The sequence below is a fragment of the Streptomyces sp. NPDC059828 genome (assembly GCF_042731955.1).
In the GTDB taxonomy this organism is placed as follows: domain Bacteria; phylum Actinomycetota; class Actinomycetes; order Streptomycetales; family Streptomycetaceae; genus Streptomyces.
In genome coordinates this window covers 125,627-135,197 of the sequence record NZ_JBHWIW010000012.1, presented here as the reverse complement: position 1 = coordinate 135,197, position 9,571 = coordinate 125,627, and the positions used below count along the sequence as shown (strand labels likewise).

Here is a 9,571-nt window from a genome sequence, read left to right as displayed (position 1 = left end):
GATTTTTGGCACGCTGTTGAGTTCTCAAGGAACGGACGCTTCCTTCGTACTCACCCTCTCGGGCTTTCCTCCGGGCGCTTCCCTTCGTGTTTCCAGCTTAGCAGATCCGATTTCCGTTTCCGCCACCCGCTGGAGCGGGCTTCCGGGCCGTTCCTCCGCTTTCGCGAATTCCCTTTCCGGTGTTTCCGACTCTATCAGATCCTTTCGGTCCTGATTCCCAGTCAGAGGGGGTTCGCCTTCCCGGCCTCACGGCCGTTCCGACGCCCAAACTCTAGCGGATTTCCCGGGCGGCCCATAATCGAGCCTTCGAAATGAATTTCGACATGCGAAATTCATCCCGACTGGGAGTCGTTCAGAGTTTGGTTGCCGCAGTCTGCGGCGGGATGGTCACCACAGAACCGTTCCGGCCCCGTGACAACTCGAAGAACCTTACGGATCGCCCAGGTGAGTGTCAACTTGACCCGGGCCTCTAGTCCAGGTCGCTCAGTCGGCCGCCCGCGTCCGGCTGGGCGTGCTCCACTCGGCGAAGCAGGCGGATCAGCATCTCGCCCAGCACGCCCCGCTCTTCGCCCGACAGGTCCTGAAGCAGCTCCTCCTCGAAGTCCGATGCCATGCGCATCGCTTCCAGCCACTTGGTACGGCCCTCGTCGGTCAGCTCGACGATGACGCGCACCCGGTTGTTCTCGTCGCGGTCGCGGGTGACAAGGCCGTCGCTCGCCATGCGGTCGACGCGGTGGGTCATGGCAGCCGGGGTGAGGCCGAGCCGCTTGGCGAGTTCACCCGGGCCAAGGCGGTAGGGCTCGCCGGAGAGGACAAGAGTCTTCAGGACCTCCCACTCGGCGTTGCTGATGCCGAGGGCCGCGACCTGGCGCCCGTACGCGACGTTCATCCGACGGTTGAGCCGGCCGAGGGCCGAGACGACCTGCTCGACCTGGGGGTCGAGGTCCTGGAACTCGCGCTGATACGCGGCGATCTGCTCGTCGAGGCTCGGCTCCTGCGGGAGCTGCTGGGTCTGCGGCGAGGCGTCCGGCGCCGTCTTCGTGGGGCTCTTCGCGCGGCCGGAACGGTCGGGGGTGTCGGGCATGGCGCCACTATCCCATGCATCCCGTTGGCTTCTAAGTCCTTCGATGTGTATTGTTAAGGTTCTAACTTTAGCTTCGAAGTCTTCAGACTTCAGTCCTCCCGATTCCAACCAGACCGAGGTAGGTGAGTGTGACCAGGGTGAGGGGCGCCGCGATGCGCCGGATCCAGGCGGGGAACGCGCTGAGCGCGTTCGGGCTCGGCTTCACGGTTCCGTATCTCTATGTGTATGTGGCCCAGGTGCGCGGCCTCGGCGCGACGACGGCGGGGGCGGTGCTGGCCGTGTTCGCCATGGCCGCGCTCGTCGTGCTGCCCTTCACCGGGCGGGCCATCGACCGCAGGGGTCCGCTCTCCGTCGTGGTCGTGGCCGCCCTGCTCGCGTCCGCCGGGGCGCTGAGCATGGGGCTGTCCGGGAGCGTGGCGATGGCCGTGCTGTCGGCGGCCCTGCTCGGTGCGGGCACGGCCGTGATGCAGCCCGCGCTGGCCACGATGATCGTCTGGTGCTCCAGCCCGTCCACACGTACCCGGGCCTTCGCCACACAGTTCTTCCTCCAGAACCTGGGCCTCGGAGTCGGCGGACTGATCGGCGGCCAGATCGTGGACCAGAGCAGGCCCGGCAGCTTCACCCTGCTGTTCGCGATCGAGGCCGCGATGTTCGTCGTACTGGCCGGGCTGGCGGCGACCGTCCGGATGCCCGGCTCACCGGCGATCCGTGACGCGATGCCGCCGAACACCGAGGCGAAGGCCAGGGGCGGGATGCGGGCGCTGCTCGGACACCGGGCCATGGTGCAGCTGTGCGTCCTGGGCTTCGTGCTCTTCTTCGCCTGCTACGGGCAGTTCGAGTCCGGGCTCGCGGCCTACGGCACCGAGGCGGCCGGCATCGGCCCGGAGACCCTGGGCTACGCCCTCGCCGCGAACACCGCGGTGATCGTGGTCGCGCAGTTCGTCGTGCTGAAGTACGTCGAGCGGCGGCGGCGCAGCCGGGTGATCGCCGCCGTCGGTCTGCTCTGGGCGGTCGCCTGGCTGCTCGCGGGGTACGCCGGGCTCGGGCACGGCAGCCAGGCGATGGCAGCCGCCGCGTTCATCTCGACGTACGGGCTCTTCGGGCTCGGCGAGGCGATGCTGTCGCCGACCGTGGCCCCGCTGGTCGCCGATCTGGCGCCGGAGTCGATGGTCGGGCAGTACAACTCCGCGTTCGCCCTGGTCAAGCAGCTGGCACTGGCCGTGGGACCCGCCATCGGCGGACCGATGGGAGCCACACTGCACGGCCCGTACGTCGTGACGTTCGTGCTCTTCTCGCTCGGCATCACCGCGCTGGCCCTGCGCCTGGGCAAGCGACTGACGCCCGAGCAGGACAGGCCGGCCCTCGCCGCGAAGTCCCGGATCGTGGCGCAGCGCAGGCCGCACCACGAGAGCCGGGAGCACGTCGAGGCTGTCGCCTAAGCGGGTTGCCGAGGCCGGTCGGGCAGCGCGAACTCGCACCACACCGCTTTGCCGCCGCCGGGAGTGCGGCGGCTGCCCCAGGACGAGGCGATCGTCGCGACGATGGAGATCCCGCGGCCCGCCTCGTCCTCCGATTCGGCTCGCCGTCTGCGCGGCAGGTGGTCGTCCCCGTCCGTCACTTCGATGGTCAGGCGCCGGTCGGTGCGGCGCAGCCGCAGCCGCATGGGCGGCGTGCCGTGCTGGAGTGAGTTGGCGACGAGCTCGCTGGCGGCGAGCACGCCCAGATCGCACAGCTCGACCGGGAAGCGCCAGGAGGCGAGCACCCCGGAAGCGAAGGCGCGGGCACGGGGCGCCGCTTCGACGCCGCCGAGCAGCTCAAGGGCGGCGTTGTGGAAGAGCTCCGCGTCCGCTCCCGCGCGGGTGGGGTGCTGGAGGACGAGCACGGCGACATCGTCGTCATGCTCCGCCGTCACCCCGAGGGAGCGGATCAACCGGTCGCAGACCACCTGCGGACTGCCGCTCGCGCCCGCGAGCGCCTGCTCCAGGGCGGCCACGCCCTCGTCGATGTCCTCGCCGCGGCGTTCCACGAGGCCGTCCGTGTAGAGGACGGCCAGGGAGCCGGGAGGCAGCGCGATCGTGCCGGATGTGTGGAGCCAGCCGCCCGTGCCGAGCGGGGGTCCCGTCGGTTCCTCGGCGCGGTGCACCACGCCGTCCGCGTCCCGTACGAGGATCGGCAGGTGCCCCGCCGACGCGTACACGAGATGCCCCTCGTTGGGGTCGTGGACGGCGTACACGCAGGTGGCGATCTGGGTGGCGTCGATCTCCGAGGCCAGTCCGTCCAGCAGTTGGAGCACCTCGTGCGGGGGCAGGTCGAGCCGGGCGTAGGCGCGGACCGCGGTGCGCAGTTGCCCCATGACGGCGGCGGCGCGCACTCCACGGCCCATGACGTCCCCGATGACGAGGGCCGTACGACCGGCGCCGAGGGTGATCACGTCGTACCAGTCACCGCCGACCGCGGCATCCGTGCCGCCCGGGCGGTACTCGGCGGCGATCCGCAGGTCGTCCGGCTGCTCGAGCTCCTGCGGGAGCAGGGAGCGCTGGAGGGTGACAGCCGTTTCGCGGTGGCGGCGCTCGCTGGCGCGCAGCCGCTCGGCGGCCTCCGCGTGGTCGGTGACATCGGCCGCGAACACCAGAACACCGCTTTCAGCGCCGCCGCCGGTGGGGTCGGCGGGCATGCAGGTGATGGTGTACGAGCCTCCGCCTTGTACGCGGCGGGACTTCACCGTGCGCTGTTTGCCGCTGCGCAGCACCTGCTCCATCAGCGGCAGCAGCCCCAGTTCGACGAGCTCGGGGCAGGCCTCGGCGGCCGGGGCGCCGATGGGGCGGTGGCCGAAGGCGGCGGCATACGCGTCGTTGAGGTACGTGATGCGGTGCTCAGGGCCGTGGACGAGGGCGACGAGCGCGGGCAGGCGGCCGAGCAGCTCCCTTACGGCGAACTGCTCGAGCGCGGGTGTCCCGTGGGTGCCGGCGGGACCGTCCGCGTTGCCGGCGCCGCTGGTTTCGGTGCTCTCGGTGCGCTCAGCTGGTTCGGCGGCACCGGCGGTTGAGGCGACCCTGGCGTCAGTGGCGTCAGCATCTGGAGACGGCGGCTCGGGTCGCCGGTCGTACTCACCGCGGGCCGCGGGCACGGAGCCGCGGTCGATCCGCGCTGCCGCGCGACGCTGCGTACCGGGGAGCCGGGCGCTCCAACGCGTGAAGTTCACGGATTTTCAAGCCTCGCGTGTCTTGTGCTGATCGTCTCGGGTAGCAGCGTGGGGGTGCTGGTCGTCGTGGGGCATCCCACCACGGGACGGGGCTCTCCGTTCAGTCGCGGCTCACGCGGGTCGCTCCGGTCACCCCATGCCCAGCGGGTGCCGGTGCGCCTATCGTCACACGCCCAGTGTGGCCGACCGCACTGACAGGAGGGTCAATCCTCCGCACGGTCCTCACTCGTCAGTGGTTCCCGGCTACCCTTTCCCTCTCCTCCCCCGCCCTCGGCGGGACCCGTCCGCTTCTCTCCCCGGATCCTCCCGCGGCTCTGCCCACGGCTCTTGCCGAGAGGAGGCGGATCCTCATGACGGCGTGTAAGGGGCCTGGACGGGACGGCACCCGCGGCGAGTTCGAACTCGGCGCGTGGATGTTCGAGCGAGCCGAGCGAGACGATCTCCCTCTTGAAGAGCCCCGAAAGCGTCCACTCCGCCAGGATGCGGGCCTTCCGGTTGAGCGTGGGCATCCGGCTGAGGTGGTACGCACGGTGCATCAGCCAGGCCGGGTACCCCTTGAGCTTGCGGCCGTAGACATGGGCCACGCCCTTGTGTAGCCCGAGTGAGGCGACGGAGCCGACGTAGGCGTGCGCGTACTCCTTGAGGGGGCGGCCGCGGAGCGAGGCGACGATGTTCTCCGCGAGCACCTTGGTCTGGCGGACGGCGTGCTGGGCGTTCGGGGCAGTCACCGTGCCGGGCACCGACGACGTGACATCGGGTACGGCGGCCGCGTCACCGGCCGCCCAGGCGTGATCGACGCCCTCGACGGTGAGCTGCGGGGTGCACTTGAGGCGCCCGTGTTCGTTGAGCGGCAGGTCCGTCGCCGCGAGGAGGGGGGCGGGCTTGACGCCCGCGGTCCACACGACCGTGCGGGTCGGGAACCGGCTGCCGTCGCTGAGGACGGCGACACGGTTCTCGCAGGAGTCGAGCCGGGTCTCCAGCCGCACGTCGATGTTGCGGCGGCGCAGCTCACGCACGGTGTAGGTGCCCATCTCCTCGCCGACTTCGGGGAGGATGCGGCTGCTCGCCTCGACCAGCACCCATTTCAGGTCGCCCGGCTTGATGTTGTGGTAGTAGCGCGTGGCGTAGCGGGCCATGTCCTCCAGCTCGCCGAGCGCTTCGACGCCCGCGAAGCCGCCGCCGACGACCATGAAGGTGAGGGCGGCGTCGCGCAGGGCCGGTTCCCGGGTGGAGGACGCGATGTCCATCTGCTCGATGACGTGGTTGCGCAGGCCGATGGCCTCCTCGACCGTCTTGAAGCCGATGCCGTAGCTGGCGAGGCCGGGGACGGGGAGGGTGCGCGAGATCGAGCCGGGGGCGATGATCAGCTCGTCGTAGCCGATCTCGATCGGGCCTGTCCCCTCGTCGTCCGCGGCGAGGGTGGTGACCGTCGCGGTGCGCTTGGCGTGGTCGACGGACCTGACCTCGCCGATGACGATCGTGCATCGCTCCAGGACGCGGCGGAGCGGGACGACGACATGGCGCGGTGAGATGTTCCCGGCGGCAGCCTCGGGGAGGAAGGGCTGGTAGGTCATGTACGGCTCGTGCGTGACGACGAGGATCTCGAGCTCCCCGCGGCCCAGCTCGCCCTTGAGTCTCTTCTGGAGGCGGAGCGCGGTGTACATCCCCACGTAGCCTCCGCCGACGACGAGGATGCGTGTGCGCGGCGAAGTGCCGGGGGTCGTGTCCCGGGTGTATGCAGCCTTCACCATCCCATGACGCAACGGCGACACGAGTTTGTCCACAGGCTCGTCAAATTGTGTGACCGGAGATCCTGGCTGGGCATCACCGGTCCGATTTGCACCTGTAGGGGAAAATACCCAGGTCAGCATGGGTGGCGGGGGTAGTGAGAGCGGTGGGAATCGGGAACGTTCCGGCCCTTGCTCCGATCGGGGGGCACACCGTGCGGAAGAGACCCTTCTGAATTGACCCCGACTCAACTATGTTCGTACTTCGTCGGGGCGACAGGACAGTGACTGGTCCCATTCACCCCGACTGTCAGGGGAGGGGAGTCTCCGGGGGGAGACGACATCATTACCGGGGGAACAGATATGCATATTCAGGACGCGCATTGGCAGACCGCTGTCGCTTCCGACAGCAACGGACGCGCCGTGACAGGACCGGTTGCGGGCCTGGGGTCGAGCACGGGGACAAGCGCGGGGACGATGACCGCGGCGGGAGCCGCCGGTACCGCAGGGGCCCTCACCGGCTCCGTGGCCGGGGGTGGCGCGGGAGCGCGGCGCGGGGCGCCGCTGCGGGTGGACGCCCAGCGCAATCTGGAGCACGTGCTGCGCGCCGCTCGCGAGGTGTTCGGCGAGCTGGGGTACGGGGCACCGATGGAGGACGTGGCGCGCCGGGCACGGGTCGGTGTGGGCACGGTCTACCGCCGCTTCCCGAGCAAGGACGTGCTGGTGCGGCGGATAGCCGAGGAGGAGACCTCCCGGCTCACCGAGCAGGCGCGTGCCGCGCTGGGGCAGGAGGAGGAGCCGTGGTCGGCACTCTCCCGGTTCCTTCGGACCTCGGTCGCCTCGGGTGCGGGCCGGCTGCTGCCGCCGCATGTGCTGCGGGTCGGTGTGGACGTGGACGACTCGACGGTCGTCCCCGAGGTCATGGGCGCAGGCGGGCAGGACGCCCGGCAGGAGGGCCACGAGCAGGCGGGGAGCGCGGCCGTCGGGGCGAGGGTGCCGCAGCAGCGGCAGAGCTTCGAGAGCCACGACGGGCACGCCGATCCGCGTGCGGCGGCCGGAGTGCGGCAGACGACGGGCCAGCCGACGGCCGATCCGGACGACGCCGGTGCCGGTGAGCTGCTGGAGGTCGTGGGGCAGCTGGTGGATCGCGCGCGGGCCGCGGGTGAGCTGAGGAGCGACGTCACCGTGGCCGATGTGCTGCTGGTGATAGCCACGGCCGCGCCGTCGCTGCCGGACGCGGCTCAGCAGGCGGCGGCTTCCGCTCGGCTGCTGGACATCCTGCTGGAGGGGCTTCGCTCGCGGCCGATGTGACGGAGGGCGTCCCCGCCCCACTTCACCCCTGATCCGTCCCTTTAATCCACCCGGATGGGTGGATGTCTGATGGCTGAGTTCTGGCCGTGGTCGTTCTCTGGCACTCTGAGCCGATGTTCGGGTTATGGGGTGTATGGGGGCTTACTCGGTGAGCGTTGACGGTCGTGACGAACCACTCGGCGGTACGAACGGGCCGGGGGCGGGTCGGCCGCGCCATGGACTCATCCCGAGCCAGGGCGGGCCGGACCGCCCGCGAGCGGCCGGCCCGGCCGGCGCGGGCAGGCACACGCGAAAAGCCGACTCCGCAGTGCCACCGCAGCGCGGTGCGCGGACGGGTGCGGGTGGGGCCGGGGGCACGGGGGCGGTCATCGGTCTGCCCCCGTCCGACGCCGAGTTGCTCCAGCGGCTCAGGGACAGCGGTGTCAACGGCAGGGGCGACCTCAGCGCCTACGACGAACTGTTCCGCCGCCACTCGAAAGCCGTGCGCCGCTACGCCCGCACCTGCTGCCGCGACGAGCACACGGCGCAGGACCTGACCGCCGAGGTGTTCGCACGCACCCTGCACGCGGTGCGGGTCGGAGCAGGGCCCGAGCACGCGGTGCGGGCTTATCTGCTGACCGCCGTGCGCCGGGTGGCGGCCGACTGGGCGAGGTCGACGAAGCGGGAGCAGCTGGTCGCCGATTTCGCTGACTTCGTCGAATCCGCCGTCCTCGCCTCCCCTGCTTCGCCTACCCCGGCGTCCGGTCCGCTGACACCGCTCGCCCCGGGCGCGGACGTGCGGGCGATGCAGGCGGCCGAGCAGTCGCTGGCCGTGCGGGCTTTCCGCTCGTTGCCCGAGCGGTGGCAGGCCGTGCTCTGGCACACGGCCGTCGAAGAGGAGTCGCCGGGCGCGGTGGCCCCGCTCTTCGGGCTGAGCGCCAACGCCACAGCCGTACTCGCCAGCCGGGCCCGCGAAGGCCTCCGGCAGGCCTACCTCCAGGCACATGTGAGCAGCGCGCTCACCGCCGGCGGGGACTGCGCTCAGTACGCCGACCGCCTGGGGGCGTATGCCAGGGGGCGGCTGCGGATGCGGGCGGAGCGCGGGCTGCGCAAGCATCTGGAGGAGTGCTCCCGATGCCGGCTGGCCGCGGGTGAGCTGGAGCAGGTCAACGCGGGGATTCCGGCTGTGGTGCCGGTCGCGGTGATCGGCTGGCTCGCCACCGGCTACTCGCTGAAGGCTGCCGGGATCGTGGCCGGCGGCGTGGCGGGGGCTGGGGCCATCGGTGGCGCGGCGATCGGAGGCAGCGCGGCAGGCGGGGCTTCTGGGGCCGGGGCGACCGGTGCCTCCGGTGCCTCTGGCACGGCTGGAAGCGCCGCGGTGGCGGAGGGGCTTGCCGCTCCGGTGAAAGTCGGGGTGCTGGCGGTCGCGGCGGGTGCCGCCGCGACCGCGGCGCTCGTATGGGCGCTGTCCTCCGCGTTCTCCGGACCCCGTCCGGATGCCCTGCCGGAGCCGGTGGCGAAGCCGCCCGCCGCGCAGCCCGTCGTGCCCGAGGCCATCCGCCCGTCCCGGATCCCGGAGCGACCTGCCGCGCCCGGAGGACCGCTCCCTTCGCGGGAGCCGTCCTCCGGGCGGCCGGCCGTACAGCACGAGCCCGCCACCGTTCCAGGGCCGACGGCCACGACCTCCGCTCCCGGGCCCACCACCCCGCCGAAGGCCGAACCGACGCCGGCCCCGACGCCGTCGACCGCCACGCCTGCTCCACCCCCACCTCCCTCGCTGCCTGTCCCGCCGGCTCCGACACCGGAGCCGGCGATCTACCTCGTCAACCGACTGGCGTACCGGACGTTCGGGCCTCATACAGAGCCGGAGATCCGAGTGGGCACGGGCAGCTGGCTATGGCAGCGCTGGGGTATGTCGATCGACGGCGCCCGGTACCGACACGGCATCTCCGTCCGCGCCCGTTCGTCCATCGCCATCGACCTCAACCGCTCGTGCGACACCTTCGAGGCCCTTGCAGGCGTCGACGACGCGACCCTCGCAGGAGGCGCGGTGCGCTTCTCCGTATACGGGGACGGGGCGCGCCTGTGGCAGTCGCCGGCGCTGCGCCGGGGTGATGCCGCGGTGCCGGTGAGCCTCGGCATCGCCGGGCACGGCACGGTCCGGCTGGTGGTGGAGCCCCAGTCGCCGTTGGGTTCGGTGGCGATGGCGGACTGGGCGCTGGCGCGGATCAGCTGCCCCTAGGCCCGTGACCGCGCCCAACCTGCCAC

General features: G+C 71.2%; 6 protein-coding genes. 3 read left to right on the top strand and 3 right to left on the bottom strand.

The genetic code is table 11. From position 1 onward, the window contains the following. Window positions 1-469: 469 nt before the first annotated feature. Window positions 470-1,084, bottom strand: coding sequence for a MarR family winged helix-turn-helix transcriptional regulator (locus ACFV6V_RS10740; protein ID WP_385562103.1), 615 nt, complete (start codon window positions 1,082-1,084; stop codon window positions 470-472). A gap of 128 nt (window positions 1,085-1,212) precedes the next feature. On the opposite strand from ACFV6V_RS10740, the gene ACFV6V_RS10735 reads away from it, so the two are divergent. Beyond that, a complete protein-coding gene (locus tag ACFV6V_RS10735) occupies window positions 1,213-2,523 on the top strand; it encodes an MFS transporter (RefSeq protein ID WP_385562100.1) in 1,311 nt (436 codons plus the stop codon). Here ACFV6V_RS10735 and ACFV6V_RS10730 read toward each other — a convergent pair. Together ACFV6V_RS10730 and ACFV6V_RS10725 are read right to left on the bottom strand one after the other, a co-directional pair. After that, entirely contained in the window at window positions 2,520-4,286 is a 1,767-nt protein-coding gene (locus tag ACFV6V_RS10730) for a SpoIIE family protein phosphatase (protein ID WP_385562097.1), read from the bottom strand. The genes ACFV6V_RS10735 and ACFV6V_RS10730 overlap by 4 nt on opposite strands. A 203-nt stretch (window positions 4,287-4,489) precedes the next feature. Next, window positions 4,490-6,037 (bottom strand): NAD(P)/FAD-dependent oxidoreductase, encoded by a 1,548-nt coding sequence (locus tag ACFV6V_RS10725; RefSeq protein WP_385562094.1) that lies wholly within the window; start codon window positions 6,035-6,037, stop codon window positions 4,490-4,492. A 339-nt stretch (window positions 6,038-6,376) separates the two neighbouring features. Here ACFV6V_RS10725 and ACFV6V_RS10720 point away from each other — a divergent pair, with 339 nt between their 5' ends. Both ACFV6V_RS10720 and ACFV6V_RS10715 read left to right on the top strand, forming a co-directional pair. After that, window positions 6,377-7,324, top strand: coding sequence for a TetR/AcrR family transcriptional regulator (locus ACFV6V_RS10720; RefSeq protein WP_385562091.1), 948 nt, complete (start codon window positions 6,377-6,379; stop codon window positions 7,322-7,324). Between the two features lie 124 nt (window positions 7,325-7,448). Further along, a complete protein-coding gene (locus tag ACFV6V_RS10715) occupies window positions 7,449-9,545 on the top strand; it encodes a sigma-70 family RNA polymerase sigma factor (RefSeq protein ID WP_385562088.1) in 2,097 nt (698 codons plus the stop codon). Window positions 9,546-9,571: the final 26 nt, after the last annotated feature.